Genomic DNA, 15,024 nt, shown 5'->3' with positions numbered 1-15,024 from the left:
GAGGAGGCCCGTAAGGGCCGTCTCGAAGGATGGTCCAGGAGGCTCATGTACCATCTGGAACATCCTTCGAGATGCCGCTGACGCGGCTCCTCAGGATGAGGCCTCGAAATTCGATGAGGCCGTAAAAGGAGCTTCGATGACGACGATCGCCTCGCTTTCCGCCGCCGAGCTCGGCCCGCTCTATGCCAGCAAGGAACTTTCCCCCGTCGAGGTCGCCAAGGATGCGCTGGCGCGCATCGAGCGCTTCGAGCCGGCGGTCAACGCCTTCGCCGTCCGCGACGAGGCCGTGACGCTGGCCATGGCCGAAGCCTCGCAGGCGCGCTGGCTGAAGGGCGAGGCGATCGGCCCGCTCGACGGCGTGCCCGTCACCATCAAGGATAATCTCGGTGTCGCCGGCTGGTCGATGCGGCGCGGCTCGGCCATCGCCTCCGACGCACCCTTCGCCGAGGATTCGCCCATCACGGCGCGTCTGCGCGAGGCTGGGACGGTCTTCCTCGGCAAGACCACCATGCCGGAATATGGCTGGAAGGGCGTCGGCGACTCGCCGGCGACCGGGATCACCCGCAATCCCTGGAACACCGGCACCGGGCCGGGTGGCTCCTCGTCGGGAGCGGCGGTCTGCGCCGCGCTCAATCTCGGCTGTCTTCATATGGGGACTGACGGGGCTGGCTCCATCCGTATCCCCGCAGCTTTCACCGGCGTCGTGGGCCTGAAGCCGAGCTATGGCCGCGTCCCGGCCTGGCCGATCTCGGTGATGGGCTTCCTTGCCCATCTCGGCCCGCTGACCCGCACCGTCACCGACACGGCGCTGGCGATGAAGGTGATCGGTCAGCCCGACGCGCGTGACATGACGGCGCTGACGGGCCGCCCGCCCGACTATGTCGACGGGCTGAAGGGCGGGGTCAGGGGCCTGCGCGTCGCCTGGTCGCCGCGGCTGGGCCAGGACGTGACGGTCGACCCGGAGATCGCCTCGCTCACCGCTGCTGCTGCGCAGGTCTTCGCCGAGCTCGGCGCGACGGTGGAGGAAGTCGATCCGGGCTTCGCCGATCCGATCGAGACGCTGATGACGATCTGGGCCTCGGGCGCGGCGCTGGCGCTGCGCAGCGTCGACGCCGGCGGGCGGGCGCAGATGGATCCCGGCCTGGTCGCTGTCGCCGAACAAGGCGAGGGCATTGCGGCCTCAGTATATGTGGATGCGCTGCTCAACCAGCGCAACGCGCTGGCCCACCGCATGGCGCAGTTCCATGCGCGCTACGACCTGCTGCTGACGCCGACCCTGCCGCTGCCGGCCTTCGCCGTGGGGCGCAACACGCCGGAGCACGGCGCCTATGGCGAGGACTGGACGCGCTGGACGCCCTTCACCTACCCCTTCAACATCACCGAACAGCCGGCCGTCTCCGTGCCGTGTGGCCTGACCCAGGCGGGCTTGCCCGCAGGACTCCAGATCGTCGGGGCCTTCGGCAAGGATGCGCTGGTGCTGCGCGCGGCAGCAGCTTTCGAGCAGGCGAGGCCCTTCGCGCGGGTCGACGAGCCGGTCCAGCCGATCTAGTCGCGTTTCTTTGCTGTTCGCGGATCGGGCCGAAATGGCGCGTCGGCGAAGCGAAAACGTCGGATCCCCCTGCAGAAGTTCCGTCTGGCACGAACCCTGCAGGCGGGCGATTTACCTCGACCGGGCGGCGCCGCGTGTTGTCAGGCAGGATTTTTCTGCCCAAACTCGCGCCAAGGCAGCCCGTCTAGAGGCGCCGCTTCAGGGGAGAGCATGATGGATCGCAGGACATTTCTGAAATCCGCAACGGGCGCCGGCGTGGCCGCCGCGACGGGCGGGCTGGCGATGCCGGCTCTGGCGCAGGGGGCGAGCAAGACCCTGCGCTTCGTGCCGCAGGCCAATCTCGCGAATTTCGACCCGATCTGGGGGACGCAATATGTCGTCCGCAACGCCGCCGCCCTGGTCTGGGACACGCTCTACGGCATCGATTCCAAGTTCCAGCCGCAGCGCCAGATGGTCGAGGCCGAGGAGGTTTCCTCCGACGGGTTGACCTGGACGTTCAAGCTGCGCTCCGGCCTCAAATTCCATGACGGCACGCCGGTGACGTCGAAGGACGTCGTCGCGAGCCTAGTGCGCTGGTCGGCGCGTGATCCGATGGGCCTGATGATCCGCGCCATTCAGGTCGAACTCGCTCCGGTCGACGAGCTGAGCTGGAAGTGGTCGCTGAAGCAGCCCTTCCCGAAGATGCTGCTGGCGCTCGCCAAGAACAACGCGCCCTGCTCCTTCATCATGCCGGAGCGCATCGCCAAGACCGACCCTTTCCAGCAGATCACCGAATATGTCGGCTCCGGCCCGATGAAGTTCCTGCGTGCCGACTGGGTGCCGGGCGCCAAGGCGGTGTTCGAGAAGTTCGCGGACTACAAGCCGCGCTCCGAGAAGGCGGACTGGCTCGCCGGCGGCAAGAACATTCTCGTCGACCGGGTCGAATGGGTGATCATACCCGATGCGGCGACGGCCGCCGCCGCGCTCCAGAACGGCGAGATCGACTGGTGGGAAACGCCGCTCGCCGATCTCGTGCCGGTGCTCAAGGCGCACAAGGACATCAACGTCGATATCGGCGATCCGCTCGGCAATGTCGGCGCCTTTCGCATGAACCACCTCTTCCCGCCCTTCAACAATCTGAAGGTGCGCCAAGCCGTGCTGACGGCGCTGAACCAGGAGGACTACATGCGTGCCGTCGTCGGCGACGACGACAAGCTGTGGAAGCCGCTGCCGGGCTTTTTCACACCCGGAACGCCGCTCTACACCGAGGAGGGCGGCGACATCCTGAAGAAGCGCAATGTCGCCGAGGCCAAGAAGCTGCTCGCCGCATCCGGCTACAAGGGCGAGCCGGTCGTCTGCATCGTCGCACAGGACATGGCCGCGACCAAGTCGATGGGCGACGTCACCGCCGAACTGCTCAAGAGCATCGGCATGAATGTCGACTTCGTCGCCACCGACTGGGGCACGGTCGGCTCGCGCCGCGCCCAGAAAACGCCGCCGGGGCAGGGGGGCTGGAGCATGTTCCACACTTGGCATGCCGGCGCCGACTGCATCAATCCGGCCGCCTATACGGCGATCCGCGCCAATGGCGACAAGGCCTGGTTCGGCTGGCCCGATGTGCCGGCGGTCGAGACCGAGGTCACCAACTGGTTCAACGCCAAGGACCTGGCCGAGGAGAAGGCGGCGATGGGGCGTCTCAACAAGGCGGCGGTCGAGAACGTCGTCTTCGCGCCGACAGGCTTCTATCTCGGCTACCAGGCCTGGCGGAAGAACGTCAAAGGCGTCACCAGCGGCCCGCTGCCCTTCTTCTGGGACGTCTCGAAGGGCTGACGACATCCGGCGGCGCGGCGCGGCCGCTCCGCCCTTCGGAGCCGGCCGGCTCCGGCACCTCGCCTCGTCGCGACCCGGAAGAACACCGGGCCGCGGCTTCCGCGTCCGCTGTGAACGAGGTTCTTCGGCTTCATGCTAGCTTTCGTCGTCAGACGCATCTTCACGACCATCCCGGTGATGGCCTTCGTGGCGCTGTTCGTCTTTTCGTTGCTCTACATCGCGCCGGGCGATCCGGCGGCCATCATCGCCGGGGACCAGGCCTCTCCCGCCGACGTCGAGCGCATCCGCGCCAGCCTGGGGCTCGATCGCCCTTATCTCGTCCGCTTCGCCGAATGGTCGTTCCGCGTGCTGCAGGGCGATCTCGGCACCTCGATCTTCACCTCCTTGCCGGTGACGCAACTGATCGCCCAGCGTATCGAACCGACGCTCTCGCTGATGGTGCTGACGCTGATCTTCGCCGTCGTCGTGGCGGTTCCGATGGGTGTCGTCGCGGCCTGGAAGGCCGGCACCTGGATCGACAAGAGCGCGATGGCCTTTGCAGTCTTCGGCTTCTCGGTCCCGGTCTTCGTCGTCGGCTATCTGCTCGCTTGGGTGTTCGCGCTGAAGCTCGATTGGCTGCCGGTGCAGGGCTATACGCCGATCGCGCAGGGCTTCTGGCCCTGGCTGAAGAATCTCATCCTGCCCTCCGTCACGCTCGGCCTCGTCTATATCGCGCTGATCGCCCGGATTACCCGCGCGACCATGCTCGAGGTTCTGCAGCAGGACTATGTCCGCACCGCCCAGGCCAAGGGCGTGTCGCAGAAGGACGTGCTCTTCCTCCACTCGCTCAAGAACGCGGCGGTGCCCATCGTCACCATCATCGGCATCGGCATCGCGCTGCTGATCGGCGGCGCCGTGGTCACCGAGAGCGTCTTCGCCATCCCCGGCCTCGGCCGGCTCACCGTCGATGCGATCCTGCGGCGCGACTATCCCGTCATCCAGGGCGTCGTCCTGATGTTCAGCATGGTCTACGTGCTCGTGAACCTGCTGATCGACCTGACCTATACCCTCGTCGACCCGAGGATCCGCTATTGACTGCTCAGCCTTCCGTCGCGGCGTCCGCCGCCCCCGGTGCGGAGCAGGCCGCTTCCGCGCCGCTCGGCTCTGCCGCCCGCTTCCGCCGCTACCTGCGCCGGCACCCTTCCGTCGCGATCGGCGGCGGTCTGCTCGTGGTGATGGCGTTGATCGGCATCTTCGCCCCGCTGCTCGGCACCGTCGATCCCACCGCGATCGCACCGTCGCGGCGCACCCGCGTGCCCTCCGAGCTCTACTGGTTCGGCACCGACATGCTGGGGCGGGACATCTATTCCCGCGTCATCTACGGCGCGCGCGTCTCGCTGCTGGTCGGCTTCAGCGTCGCGATCCTGTCCTCGGTGGTCGGTCTCGCCATCGGCCTCTTCGCCGGCTTCATCCGCTGGGCCGACGGCGTCATCATGCGCATCATCGACGGCATGATGTCGATCCCGCCGATCCTGCTTGCCATCGCCCTGATGGCGCTGACCCGCGGCTCGATCGAGAACGTCATCATCGCCATCACCATCGCCGAGATCCCGCGCGTGGCGCGCCTCGTGCGCGGTGTCGTGCTCAGCCTGCGCGAGCAGCCCTATGTCGAGGCGGCGGTGGCGAACGGTGCGCGCGTCCCGCGCATCATCTGGCGCCACATCCTGCCCAACACCTTCGCGCCGATGAGCGTGCAGGCGACCTATATCTGCGCCTCCGCCATGATCGTCGAAGCGATCCTCTCCTTCATCGGAGCGGGCGTGCCGCCGGCGACCCCCTCCTGGGGCAACATCATGGCCGAGGGCAGGGCGCTCTGGCAGGTGCGGCCGCACATCATCCTATTCCCGGCGGTGTTCCTCTCGCTCACCGTGCTGGCGGTCAATCTGCTCGGCGACGGCCTGCGCGATTCGCTCGACCCGCGCCTCGCCAAGAGCCTGTGAACAAGGCCGTCCTGCCGCCGAAGCAACCCACGCCATCCATTGCCGGCGCTTGACGCGCCGGCCCCATCCCTCAAAGCCTTGCTCTCAGGGTGATCTGTATCCGGAGCCTGACGTGACCCGCATCCTCACCGTTGCCGCTGCCCAGCTCGGTCCGATCCAGCGCGATGAAAGCCGGGCCTCGGCCGTTGCCCGCATGGTCGAGCTGATGCGGCAGGCGAAGGGGCATGGCGCCGATCTCGTCGTTTATCCGGAGGCGGCCCTCACGGCCTTCTTCCCGCATTGGTGGATCGACGACGAGGCCGAGATCGACAGCCATTTCGAGACGGCGATGCCCTCCAACGAGACGGCGCCGCTGTTCGAGGAGAGCAAGCGTCTCGGTGTCGGCTTCCATCTCGGTTATTGCGAGCTCGCCTTCGAGGAAGGCCGCAAGCGCCGCTTCAACACCGCGATCCTGGTCGACAAGTCAGGCACGATCGTCGGCAAGTATCGCAAGATCCATCTGCCGGGCCACCCGGAGCACCGCCCCGCCGCGCCCTTCCAGAATCTCGAGAAGCGCTATTTCGAGACCGGCGAGCTCGGCTGGCCGGTCTGGCGGACGATGGACGCCAATATCGGCATGATGATCTGCAACGATCGCCGCTGGCCCGAGAGCTACCGCGCGATGGGCCTGCAGGACGTCGAGCTGATCGTGCTCGGCTACAATACGCCCAAGCACAATCCGCCGGCGCCGGACCATGACCGGCTCGGCAATTTCCACAACCAGCTCGTGATGCAGGCCGGTGCCTACCAGAACGCCACCTGGGTCGTCGGCGTCGCCAAGGCGGGGCTCGAGGCCGGCGTCGACCAGATCGGCGGCTCCTGCATCATCGCGCCGACCGGCGAGGTCGTGGCGCAGGCCGTGACCGAGGGCGACGAACTCGTCGTCGCCCGTTGCGACATGGACCTGGGAAAGAGCTATAAGGACTCCACCTTCAATTTCGCCAGGCATCGCGAGCCCCAGGCCTACGGCCTGATCGTCGAGCGCAAGGGCGCCGTCTCCCCGGTTTGATCACCCCCAGAGGACTACAATGACTCACGATCTCATCCTGAAGGGCGGCCGCGTCATCGACCCGTCGCAGAAGCACGACGGCGTGCTCGACGTGGCCTTCACGGACGGAAAGGTGTCCGGCTTCGGCAAGGACCTGAAGGGCGCCAAGGAGATCCGTGACGTCTCCGGCTACATCGTCACCCCCGGCCTGATCGACCTGCACACCCATGTCTACTGGGGCGGCACCTCGCTCGGCATCGACGCCGACGAGTTCTGCCGCGTCTCGGGCGTCACCACCTCGGTCGATACCGGTTCGGCTGGCCCCGGCAACTGGGCGGGTTTCCGCAAGCACGTCATCGAGCCGAGCCAGGCGCGCATCCTCGCCTATCTCCATGTCTCGCATGCCGGCATCTACGGCTTCGACCACCGCGTCATGGTCGGCGAGAGCGGCGATCTACGCCTGATGAACCCGATCGACTGCGTCGAGGTCGCTGACAAGAACCGCGACTACATCGTCGGCATCAAGGTCCGCGTCGGCCTGCATGCGTCGGGCACTTCGGGCACCGTGCCGCTCAACATCGCGCTGCAGGTCGCCAACGAGGTCGGCATGCCGCTGATGTGCCATATCGACCATCCGCCGCCGTCCTATGAGGAAGTCATCGGCATGCTGCGGCCGGGCGACGTGCTGACCCACGCCTTCCGCCCTTTCCCGAACGCTCCCGCGACGGCGCAGGGCACGGTGAAGCCCGAGGTGCTCGCCGCCCGCAAGCGCGGCGTCATCTTCGACATCGGCCACGGCAAGGGCTCGTTCTCCTTCAAGACGACCCGCGCCATGCTGGCCAACGGCTTCGAGCCGGACGTGATCTCCTCGGACGTGCACAAGCTCTGCATCGACGGCCCGGCCTATGACCAGGTCACCACCATGTCGAAGTTCCTCTGCATGGGCATGAGCCTGAACAACGTCGTCGCCGCCTCGACCGTGAACGCCGCCATGGCGCTGAAGCGCCCGGAATACGGCTCGCTCAAGGTCGGCTCGCTCGGCGACGCGACGATCCTGACCGTCAAGGAAGGCAAGTTCGACTATGTCGACGTCGTCGGCGAGCACCTGATGGGCGACAAGAAGATCGCCTCCGAGGGCGTCGTGCTGAAGGGCAAGTGGTGGCACCCGAAGCGGACCAGCAAGTTCCCGAAGGTCTCCGCGTAGGCGATCATGTCGGTTGAAGCGGGCTGGCGCCGCATGGCGCCGGCCGATCTGGCGGCCGTGATGGCGATCGCGGCCGTGGTCCATCCGGACTACCCCGAGGACGAGGCGGTGTTCGCGGAGCGGCTGCGGCTGGCGCCGGAAGGCTGCCATGTGCTCGCAGGCGCGCGCGGCGATCTCGTCGGCTACCTCGTCAGCCATCCCTGGCCGGCCGGGGTGGTCCCAGCGCTGAACTCGCTGCTCGGTGCGATCCCGCCGGACACGCGCAACTGGTATGTCCACGACCTCGCGCTCCTGCCCTCGGGCCGGGGCGGCGGGGCTGCGGGGCGGATCGTCGCCGAGATCGCGCGCCTTGCGGTGCAGGCGGGCTATGCCAGCCTCGCTCTGGTCGCGGTCAACGATTCGACGGGCTTCTGGCAGCGCCAGGGCTTCCGCGAGATCGACGATCCCGCCCTTGCTCGCAAGCTCGCGAGCTACGACGATGCGGCCCGCTATATGCGCCGCGATCTGCAGGTTTGATCGGAAGCGCCGGTGCGACAGACGCCGGCGGCAAGCGAAGAGAGGAATGCCATGAGCGCCGAGGACAGGCTGAAGGAACTGGGACTGACGCTGCCGGAGGTGCCGACGCCGGTCGCGACCTATGTCAGCTTCAAGCAGGTGGGCGACATGGTCTACCTCTCCGGCCAGGGGCCGAAGCGGGCCGACGGCACCTATCCGACCGGCAAGGTCGGCAAGGACGTGACCATCGAGGAAGCTTACGAGCATGCCAAGCAGACCGGTCTCGGGCTGCTCGCGGCGATGAAGAAGGCCGTCGGCTCGCTCGACAAGGTCGAGGTGGTCAAGCTGCTCGGCATGGTCAACGGCGTGCCGGACTTCGCCGACCAGCCCAAGGTCATCAATGGCTGCTCCGACCTCTTCGTCGCGGTTCTGGGCGAGCGCGGCCGCCATGCCCGCTCTGCCGTCGGCATGGGCTCGCTGCCCAACAACATGACGGTCGAGATCGAAGTCATCATCAAGGTGCTGCCATGAGCGTCACCGCGACCACGTCGCCGGCCGTCGACCAGCCGGCCGCCACGCCGCTCGCGGCCGAGATCGCGCGCGTCTACGGCACTCCGGCCGTCGTGATCGACCTCGACAAGGTCGATGCCAACATCGCCCGGCTCCAGGCCGCCTGCGACGCCGCCGGCGTCGCCAACCGCCCGCATATCAAGACGCATAAATCGCCCGAGCTGGCGCGGCTCCAGGTCGAGGCCGGCGCGCGCGGCATCACCTGCCAGAAGCTCGGCGAGGCCGAGATCATGGCCGATGGCGGGCTCGACGACATCATGATCAGCTACAACATCCTCGGCGAGGAGAAGCTCGGCCGGCTCGGCGCGCTCCAGCGCCGTGTCCGGATGATCGTCGCCGCCGACAACCCCGTCACCATCTCCGGCCTGCCGCGCGCTGCCGGGATCGCCGGGCGCGACCTCGAGGTCGTGGTCGAGTGCGACACGGGCCGCAAGCGCGCCGGCGTCGAGACGCCCGGTGAGGCTGTCGAGCTCGCGAAGATGATCGCCGCATCGCCCGGCCTGCGCTTCGCCGGCTTCCTGATGTACCCGCCGGAGGATGGCTGGGAGCGGACGCAGATCTTCCTCGACACCGCCAATGCCGGCCTGCGCGATGCCGGCCTCAAGGCCGACATCGTCTCGACCGGCGGCTCGCCCAATATCCCCAACATGGGCAAGCTCAAGGGCGCGACCGAGCACCGCTCGGGCACCTCGATCTTCAACGACCGCATGCAGATCGCGGCCGGGGTCGCCTCGCTCGAGGATTGCGCGCTGACGGTCTATGCGACGGTGGTGAGCCGGGCGGGCGCCGAGCGCGGCATCCTCGATTCCGGCTCCAAGACGCTGACCAGCGACAAGGGCAATCTCGAAGGGCATGGCTACATCCTCGAATACCCGGCGGCGAAGATCGCGCAGTTCGCCGAGGAGCACGGCTTCCTCGACCTCTCGGCCTCGAACAAGCGGCCGGTGGTGGGCGAGGTCGTCCGGATCGTGCCGAACCATGTCTGCGTCGTCGTCAACATGGTCGACCGGCTGATCACGGTGCGCGGCGACAAGCTGATCGGGGAACTCCCCGTCGCAGCCCGCGGCAAGCTGACCTGAGTTCATCGAAATCATGTCGGCCGTCATGGTCGGGCTTGTCCCGACCATCCACGTCTTCATCGGTGCAGTGCGGTGTTCAAGACGTGGATACTCGCCACGAGGGCGAGCATGACGAGCTGGAATAATCTTGTGTTCCAGGTTCCGGGCTCTTCGCTGACGCGAAGCCCCGGAATGACGGCGTAGTTCCGAGAGAAGCGCAGCACGTTTCAGTTCTGCAGGATCTTCGATCCTTTGATCGTGACATTGCCGGACGCCTTGGCCACGAGGCGTCCGCTGGCCTGAATGACGACGTCGCGCCCGTGCAGATCGACGCTGCCATCCTTCTTCAGGTTGAGCCGGGCATCGCCGCTTTTCAGCAGCGCCGCGTCGGCGCTTTCAAGCAGAAGCGTCTTGCCGGCCGTGACCGTCATTTCCTTGCCGGAGGTGACGGCGAACTTCTGTCCGCTGTCGATCCCGCACGCCACCGCCGCTGCGACGTTGAAATTCCGGGTTTCGAATGTCGCTTCCTGGCCGCTGCTGACGCGCAGGCGGCTGCCGACGACCAGACTGGTATTGACGCCAGCGGTCACGGCAAGGTTGGCCCCGGCGGTCACGGCGAGGGTTGCGCCCGCGGTCAACGTCATCACGCTGCCGGCTGTGAGCGAGATGCCGAGCCCGCAATTGACGGTCAGCGAGCCCGGCGCGTTGATGACGACATTGCCGCCCCGATCCGCCGAAATCGCCTGCAGCAAGGCTGCGACCTGCGCCTCCAGCGTGGCGATGCGCTTCTGGAGGGCTTCGTTGTCCGGATCGGCCATCGCATTCCCCGCTCACAGGCATGACAGGATGACGCTGCGTCATTCTATCATGCCGCGGGGGCGGCTAGAATGCGGCTTGCCGGTCAGCTCTCGGGATGCCGCGCATTCCAGCTGGCGGCGTAGTCCTCGCAGAGTCGGTCGAGCTCCGCCCGGTCGGTGACACCGGCAGGGCGCCCGCGCGACGGCGAGGCCTGCTGGAACGGCACATAGCGCTGATGCGCGAGGCGCCAGAGCCGGCGCAGCTCGGCCAGCGGGTCGGGATGGTCGTCGACGCGGATGTCGAAGCTGGGCACCGGTTCGCCGCTCCAGATGCGGATCGCGGCGGATTGCTTGCCGCGCTTGTCGCCGCCGGCCTTCTCGCCGGCTTCGAGCGCCACCAGGAGCCGCTCGTCGAAGTCGAGCGCCGAGGTGGCGATATAGGCCTTCAGCGTCTCCTTCACGACCTCCGGCCCGGCCAGCATGTTACCGGCGACCGAGACCTGGGGGCCGTCCACCGCGCCGCACCAGTCGATGCAGGCGGCGCCCGTATGGGCGGCGATCTTGCCGTCCCGGTCGATGACGTGGAGCTGGCGGTGGGCGCGGCCTTCGTCGGCCGCCGTCAGCGTCGCGACGATCTCCACGGCGGGGCGCCCCTCCTGCAGCAACCGCAGGCCGTCGACGCCGTAGAGCGGGTTGACGAAGGCCTGCGTCGCGAGGGCGCCGATCCGGCCGCCGCCATAGGGCACGCGCGAGCCCACGGCGAAGGCGCAGGTCGAGACGGCGACGCCGTAGGCGCCGGTGGCGGCATCGCGCGCAACGATGGACCAGGTCATGCGGTCATTTCCTCAGCGGCCGGCGGCATAGGCCTGCATCAGACGCGGCGTCGCGGCGGCGCGCAAGAGGCCGTCGGCGCTGCGTTCCGCCGCAGTGAGACGACCGACCGTCCAGGCCGGCGCCTTCTCGATGCGGTGGCCGCGGCGCTCCAGCTCGGCGAGAGCGGCGGCGCCGATGCTCTCCTCGATCATCATGTGGCCCGGCCGCGACGAGCGCGGATAGAAGGAGGAGGGGAAGTGCTGCGTATGGAACAGCGGCAGGTCGATCGCTTCCTGCAGGTTGAGGCCGTGATGGACGCGGCGCAGGAACAGGCCGAGCTGCCACTGCTCCTGCTGGTCGCCGCCCGGCGTGCCGAAGGCGAGGCGGGGCTGCCCGTTCTCGAAGGCGATCGAGGGCGTCAGAGTCGTGCGCGGGCGCTTGCCGGGCGCGAGCGAGGAGGGCAGGCCCTCTTCCAGCCAGAACATCTGCGCCCGCGAGTTCAGCGGGAAGCCGAGTTCCGGGATGACCGGGGAGGATTGCAGCCAGCCGCCCGACGGCGTCGCCGCGATCATGTTGCCCCATTTGTCGATGACGTCGATATGGACGGTGTCGCCCTTGCGGCCGGCGGCGACCATCGAGGCCATGGTCGGCTCGCCGACGCTGGCGCCGCCCTGGCCCGGCTGGGCGATGGCGCCGAGCGCCTTCAGGGCATGGGCGACCTGCGCCTCGTAGCCCGGGACGGTGCCGGGCCGGAGCTCCAGCGAAGCCTGCTCTCCGATCAGCCCGCGCCTCCCGGCGGCATAGTCCTCGGAAAGCAGCGTCGCCAGCGGCACCTTCACGAAGTCCGGGTCGCCGTAATAGGCCTCGCGGTCGGCGAAGGCGAGCTTCATCGCCTCGACGACATGATGGACGAATTCAGGACTTGCCGGGCCCATGCCGGCAAGGTCGACGCCTTCGAGGATCTTCAGCGTCTGCAGGAAGGCCGGGCCCTGGCCCCAGGGGCCGATCTTGAAGACCTCCCAGTCGTGATAGGTCACGGAGGCCGGCGTCTCGTAGCTCGGCTGCCACTTCGCCATGTCGTCGGCGGTCAGCAGGCCCTTGTTCCGCCGGCCGGAGGAATCCATCACCTCCGTCGTGCGGCAGAAGCGGTCCATCGCCTCGGCCACGAAGCCTTTGTACCAGGCGTCATAGGCCCCCTGGATCTGCTCCTGACGGTCGCTGCCCTTGGCTTCCGCCTCGCTCAGGATGCGCTTGTAGGTCGCGGCCGCGGCCCGGTTGGCGAAGAGCTTGCGGGCTTCCGGCACATTGCCGCCGGGCAGGTAGACTGCACCCGAGCTGGTCCATTCGTTGGAGAAGAGGTCGGTCAGCTCGCGGATCGAATCCGAGACGCGCGGCAGCATCGGGTGGCCGTTCTCGAAATAGCCGATCGCCGGCTCCAGCACGTCGCGCAGCTTGAGCCGGCCATGGTCGCGCAGCAGCGTCATCCAGCCCCCGAAGGCGCCGGGGATGACGGTCGCGAGCAGGCCGGAGCCCGGGATCAGGTCGAGGCCGAGAGCCTTGTAGGCGGCGATGGTGGCGGCCTGCGGAGCCGGGCCCTGCGCGCAGAGAACCTCGACCTTCTTCTTGTCGGCCGAATAGAACACTGCCGGCATGTCGCCGGCCGGCCCGACGAGATGGGGCTCCACCACCTGCAGCACGAAGGCGGCCGCCGCGCAGGCGTCGAAGGCGTTGCCGCCCTTCTCCAGCATCGCCATGCCGGAGGCGGTGGCGATCCAGTGCGTCGAGGTGACGACGCCGAAGGTGCCGAGGATTTCGGGCCTTGTGGTGAACATGGGCGTATCCTTGAGAGCCTAGTTTTCTTTTGGATCGAGCGCGTCGCGCAGGCCGTCGCCGAGCAGGTTGAAGCCCAGCACGGCCAGGAAGATGCAGATGCCCGGCGCCACCGACATCCATGGCGCCTGTTCCATGAAGTTCTTGGCGACGTTGAGCATCTGACCCCAGGACGGCGCCGGCGGCTGCTGGCCGAGGCCGAGGAAGGAGAGGGCGGCTTCCAGAATGATCGCCTGCGCCATGAACAAAGTCGACTGCACCACGATGGGGGACAGGGTGTTGGGCAGGACATGGCAGAACATCAGCCGCGCATCGCGCGCGCCGACCGCCCGCGCGCCCTCGACGAAATCCTCCGCCTTCACGCTCATCACCTGGCCGCGGATCAGGCGGATGAAGATCGGCACCGCGGACAGGCCGATCGCGATCATCGCATTGGTCAGCGACGGGCCGAGCACGGCGGCGAAGGCGATCGCCAGGATCAGGAAGGGGCAGGCGAGCAGCGCCTCGGTGACGCGCGAGATCACGATATCGATCCAGCCGCCATACCAGCCGGCGATGAGGCCGAAGGGCAGGCCGATCGCCACCGCGATCAGGACCGAGACGATGCCGGCGAGCAGCGAGGCCTGCGCGCCGAAGAACAGCCGCGAGACCTGATCGCGCCCGAGTTCGTCGGTACCGAACCAGTAGAGCTCCGAGGGCGGCTTGCGGATGGCGAGGAAATTCGACTTGAACGGGTCCGCCAGCGGCAGGATCGGCGCTAGCAGCGCCATCAGCACGAAGACCAGCACGATGCTGCCGCCGATCAGCGCGGATTTGTTCCGGAGGAGCCGGGCGAACACGCCCGGACGCGCCGTGACGCCGGCCGATGCGCCTGCGGAGGAGATGGAATCGAGCGATGCCATCAGCCGGTCCTCAGGCGCGGATTGACGAGGATGTAGAGGACGTCCGCCAGCAGGTTCATCAGGATGAAGCCGATGGCGGTGCACAGCACCACGCCCTGCACCACGCCATAGTCGCGGTTGAACACGGCATCGACGATGAGCTTGCCGAAGCCGGGGATGGTGAAGACCTGCTCGGTCAGCACCGCGCCGGCCAGCAACTCGCCGAAGAGCAGGGTGGTCAGGGTGATGATCGGCACCAGTGCGTTGCGCAGCGCGTGGCGGTGGATCACCGTATCCTCGTCGAGCCCCTTGGCGCGGGCGGTGCGGACATAGTCCGAGCGCAGGACCTCCAGCATCGCCGAGCGCGTGTGGCGCATCAGGAATGCGGCGAGCCCGTTGCCCAGCACGAAGGCCGGCATGATCAGGCGCTGGATCGCCTCCCAGGGGTCGACGAAGATCGATTCATAGCCCGAGGCCGGCAGCCATTTCAGGTGAACCGAGACGAGCAGGATCAGCATGATCCCGAACCAGAAATTCGGGATGGACAGCCCCGACAGCGCCACTGCGCTGGCGGAGTAGTCGACGACCGTGCCCTTGCGCCGCGCCGCCAGGATGCCGATCGGGATGCCGATCGCGATCGCGACCAGGATCGAGGCCGTGGCGAGCTGGATCGTCACCGGCAGCTTCTGCAGGATCAGGTTCAGAACAGGTTCGCCCGTGCGCAGCGAGCGGCCGAAATCACCCTGCACGACCTGCCCGAGCCACGCGAAGAACTGCACGAAGATCGGATCGTCCATGCGATAGATCTCGCGCAGGCGCGCGATCACCTCGGCGTCGCGTTCCTCGCCGGCGATGACGAGGAAGGGGTCGCCGGGCAGCGCGCGCTGCAGGGCGAAGACGAAGAGCGACACCAGGAACAGCGTCGGTATCGCGATCAGGATGCGGCGGAGGATCAGGGTCGCCATCGGCTGCTCCCGGCGTCATTGCGAGCGCGGCGAAACAATCCAGGGGC

The 15,024-nt window shown here is 67.6% G+C and carries 14 protein-coding genes; 9 read left to right on the top strand and 5 right to left on the bottom strand.

The window, feature by feature from the left end; translation table 11 throughout:
• The first annotated feature begins 136 nt into the window (after positions 1 to 136).
• The 9 genes from B5Y19_RS14335 (at position 137) to B5Y19_RS14295 (ending at position 9,712) form a co-directional block, all read left to right on the top strand.
• A complete protein-coding gene (locus tag B5Y19_RS14335) occupies positions 137 to 1,549 on the top strand; it encodes an amidase (protein WP_055727604.1) in 1,413 nt (470 codons plus the stop codon).
• A 213-nt stretch (positions 1,550 to 1,762) separates the two neighbouring features.
• Positions 1,763 to 3,358 (top strand): ABC transporter substrate-binding protein, encoded by a 1,596-nt coding sequence (locus tag B5Y19_RS14330; protein ID WP_055727605.1) that lies wholly within the window; start codon positions 1,763 to 1,765, stop codon positions 3,356 to 3,358.
• Positions 3,359 to 3,490: 132 nt separating this feature from the next.
• On the top strand, positions 3,491 to 4,432 hold the full coding sequence (locus tag B5Y19_RS14325; protein ID WP_055727606.1) for an ABC transporter permease: 942 nt from the start codon (positions 3,491 to 3,493) through the stop codon (positions 4,430 to 4,432).
• A complete protein-coding gene (locus tag B5Y19_RS14320; protein WP_055727607.1) occupies positions 4,429 to 5,337 on the top strand; it encodes an ABC transporter permease in 909 nt (302 codons plus the stop codon). Before B5Y19_RS14325 ends, B5Y19_RS14320 begins: the two co-directional genes overlap by 4 nt.
• A gap of 112 nt (positions 5,338 to 5,449) precedes the next feature.
• Positions 5,450 to 6,385, top strand: coding sequence for an N-carbamoyl-D-amino-acid hydrolase (locus B5Y19_RS14315; protein WP_055727608.1), 936 nt, complete (start codon positions 5,450 to 5,452; stop codon positions 6,383 to 6,385).
• Positions 6,386 to 6,404: 19 nt separating this feature from the next.
• A complete protein-coding gene (locus B5Y19_RS14310; protein ID WP_055727609.1) occupies positions 6,405 to 7,568 on the top strand; it encodes an amidohydrolase/deacetylase family metallohydrolase in 1,164 nt (387 codons plus the stop codon).
• A gap of 6 nt (positions 7,569 to 7,574) precedes the next feature.
• Positions 7,575 to 8,084 carry a GNAT family N-acetyltransferase gene (locus B5Y19_RS14305; protein ID WP_244555591.1) on the top strand — a complete coding sequence of 170 codons (510 nt, stop codon included), beginning with the start codon at positions 7,575 to 7,577 and terminating at the stop codon, positions 8,082 to 8,084.
• Positions 8,085 to 8,135: 51 nt separating this feature from the next.
• Positions 8,136 to 8,594 carry a RidA family protein gene (locus B5Y19_RS14300; protein ID WP_055727611.1) on the top strand — a complete coding sequence of 153 codons (459 nt, stop codon included), beginning with the start codon at positions 8,136 to 8,138 and terminating at the stop codon, positions 8,592 to 8,594.
• A complete protein-coding gene (locus B5Y19_RS14295; protein ID WP_055727612.1) occupies positions 8,591 to 9,712 on the top strand; it encodes a D-TA family PLP-dependent enzyme in 1,122 nt (373 codons plus the stop codon). Before B5Y19_RS14300 ends, B5Y19_RS14295 begins: the two co-directional genes overlap by 4 nt.
• A 206-nt stretch (positions 9,713 to 9,918) precedes the next feature.
• Here B5Y19_RS14295 and B5Y19_RS14290 read toward each other — a convergent pair whose 3' ends face one another.
• The 5 genes from B5Y19_RS14290 to B5Y19_RS14270 form a co-directional block, all read right to left on the bottom strand.
• A complete protein-coding gene (locus tag B5Y19_RS14290) occupies positions 9,919 to 10,509 on the bottom strand; it encodes a DUF2345 domain-containing protein (protein WP_055727613.1) in 591 nt (196 codons plus the stop codon).
• Between the two features lie 83 nt (positions 10,510 to 10,592).
• Positions 10,593 to 11,321 (bottom strand): DUF1028 domain-containing protein, encoded by a 729-nt coding sequence (locus B5Y19_RS14285; protein ID WP_055727614.1) that lies wholly within the window; start codon positions 11,319 to 11,321, stop codon positions 10,593 to 10,595.
• A gap of 12 nt (positions 11,322 to 11,333) precedes the next feature.
• Positions 11,334 to 13,133 carry a gamma-glutamyltransferase family protein gene (locus B5Y19_RS14280; RefSeq protein ID WP_055727615.1) on the bottom strand — a complete coding sequence of 600 codons (1,800 nt, stop codon included), beginning with the start codon at positions 13,131 to 13,133 and terminating at the stop codon, positions 11,334 to 11,336.
• Between the two features lie 18 nt (positions 13,134 to 13,151).
• Positions 13,152 to 14,033: an ABC transporter permease gene (locus B5Y19_RS14275; protein ID WP_079591640.1), complete on the bottom strand. Its 882-nt coding sequence runs from the start codon at positions 14,031 to 14,033 to the stop codon at positions 13,152 to 13,154.
• Positions 14,033 to 14,977 carry an ABC transporter permease gene (locus tag B5Y19_RS14270; protein WP_055727616.1) on the bottom strand — a complete coding sequence of 315 codons (945 nt, stop codon included), beginning with the start codon at positions 14,975 to 14,977 and terminating at the stop codon, positions 14,033 to 14,035. The genes B5Y19_RS14275 and B5Y19_RS14270 overlap by 1 nt, the downstream gene beginning before the upstream one ends.
• Positions 14,978 to 15,024: the final 47 nt, after the last annotated feature.

This window comes from Allobosea thiooxidans (genome assembly GCF_900168195.1).
In the GTDB taxonomy this organism is placed as follows: Bacteria; Pseudomonadota; Alphaproteobacteria; order Rhizobiales; family Beijerinckiaceae; genus Allobosea; species Allobosea thiooxidans.
The sequence above is the reverse complement of the archived record's forward strand: the minus strand, read 5'-3'. Positions and strand labels throughout refer to the sequence as shown.

Bases quoted from the DNA above. Each gene is read 5' to 3' on its own strand.
- B5Y19_RS14335 (WP_055727604.1), top strand. From the start codon at position 137: ATGACGACGATCGCCTCGCTTTCCGCCGCCGAGCTCGGCCCGCTCTAT.
- B5Y19_RS14330 (WP_055727605.1), top strand. From the start codon at position 1,763: ATGGATCGCAGGACATTTCTGAAATCCGCAACGGGCGCCGGCGTGGCC.
- B5Y19_RS14325 (WP_055727606.1), top strand. From the start codon at position 3,491: ATGCTAGCTTTCGTCGTCAGACGCATCTTCACGACCATCCCGGTGATG.
- B5Y19_RS14310 (WP_055727609.1), top strand. From the start codon at position 6,405: ATGACTCACGATCTCATCCTGAAGGGCGGCCGCGTCATCGACCCGTCG.
- B5Y19_RS14305 (WP_244555591.1), top strand. From the start codon at position 7,575: ATGTCGGTTGAAGCGGGCTGGCGCCGCATGGCGCCGGCCGATCTGGCG.
- B5Y19_RS14300 (WP_055727611.1), top strand. From the start codon at position 8,136: ATGAGCGCCGAGGACAGGCTGAAGGAACTGGGACTGACGCTGCCGGAG.
- B5Y19_RS14295 (WP_055727612.1), top strand. From the start codon at position 8,591: ATGAGCGTCACCGCGACCACGTCGCCGGCCGTCGACCAGCCGGCCGCC.
- B5Y19_RS14290 (WP_055727613.1), bottom strand. From the start codon at position 10,509: ATGGCCGATCCGGACAACGAAGCCCTCCAGAAGCGCATCGCCACGCTG.
- B5Y19_RS14285 (WP_055727614.1), bottom strand. From the start codon at position 11,321: ATGACCTGGTCCATCGTTGCGCGCGATGCCGCCACCGGCGCCTACGGC.
- B5Y19_RS14280 (WP_055727615.1), bottom strand. From the start codon at position 13,133: ATGTTCACCACAAGGCCCGAAATCCTCGGCACCTTCGGCGTCGTCACC.
- B5Y19_RS14275 (WP_079591640.1), bottom strand. From the start codon at position 14,033: ATGGCATCGCTCGATTCCATCTCCTCCGCAGGCGCATCGGCCGGCGTC.
- B5Y19_RS14270 (WP_055727616.1), bottom strand. From the start codon at position 14,977: ATGGCGACCCTGATCCTCCGCCGCATCCTGATCGCGATACCGACGCTG.